The sequence below is a fragment of the Roseibium album genome, assembly GCF_001404515.1.
Lineage (GTDB): Bacteria > Pseudomonadota > Alphaproteobacteria > Rhizobiales > Stappiaceae > Roseibium > Roseibium album.
This window is the reverse complement of record NZ_CXWE01000032.1, coordinates 1-853: the sequence shown is the minus strand read 5'-3', so window position 1 is coordinate 853 and position 853 is coordinate 1. Positions and strand designations below refer to the sequence as shown.

The window sequence follows — 853 nt, the reverse complement described above, 5'->3', positions numbered from 1 at the left end:
TGATCCTCCCCCTTTGAAGTGGTCCGCCGTTATGTTTAGGAAAACGGAGGATCCAGAATGCCCACGAAACGTCATAAGCCAGAAGAAATCGTATCGAAGTTGCGGCAGGTTGAAGTCCTTGTCGGCCAGGGAATGTCGCGTATCGATGCCATCCGGCAGGTTCGCATTACCGAGCAGACCTACCACCGTTGGCGCAAGCAGTTTGGCGGGATGGGAACCGACCAACTGAAAGAACTCAAACGCCTTCAGAAGGAAAATGAACGTTTGCGCAAGGCGGTCTCTGACCTAACCTTGGACAAGTTGATCTTGTCGGAAGCTGCGAAGGGAAACTTCTAAGCCCCGCCCGACGTCGCGCCTGCATCAATCATATCCGTCAACATCTCGGCGTGTCAGAGCGTCGAACCTGTCGTGTCTTGGGCCAGCACCGGTCCACACAGCGGAAGCATCCCAAAGGACGGGCAGATGAAGAACGGCTTGTGGCGGACATGATTGAGCTTGTCCGCCAGTTTGGCCGTTACGGCTACCGGCGTATCGCTGCTTTGCTCAGAGAAGCCGGCTGGCATGTGAATGACAAGCGCATCGAGCGACTGTGGCGACGAGAGGGGCTGAAAGTGCCAATGAAACAACCAAAGAGAGGGCGGCTCTGGCTGAACGACGGATCATGTGTCCGGCTGCGACCGGAATATCCCAATCATGTCTGGAGTTATGACTTCGTGCATTGCAGAACCAATGATGGAAAGGCGTTCCGGACCTTGAACATCCTGGATGAACATACCCGCGAGTGCCTGGCGATCCGAGTGAAGCGAAAGCTCAATTCCACCGACGTGATTGACGCGCTGATAGATCTCTTCAT

Annotated in this window: 1 pseudogene; it reads left to right on the top strand. The window is 54.9% G+C overall.

From position 1 onward, the window contains the following. Nucleotides 1-57: 57 nt before the first annotated feature. A pseudogene (locus LA5095_RS32275) lies at nucleotides 58-853 on the top strand (IS3 family transposase); the annotation flags it as partial.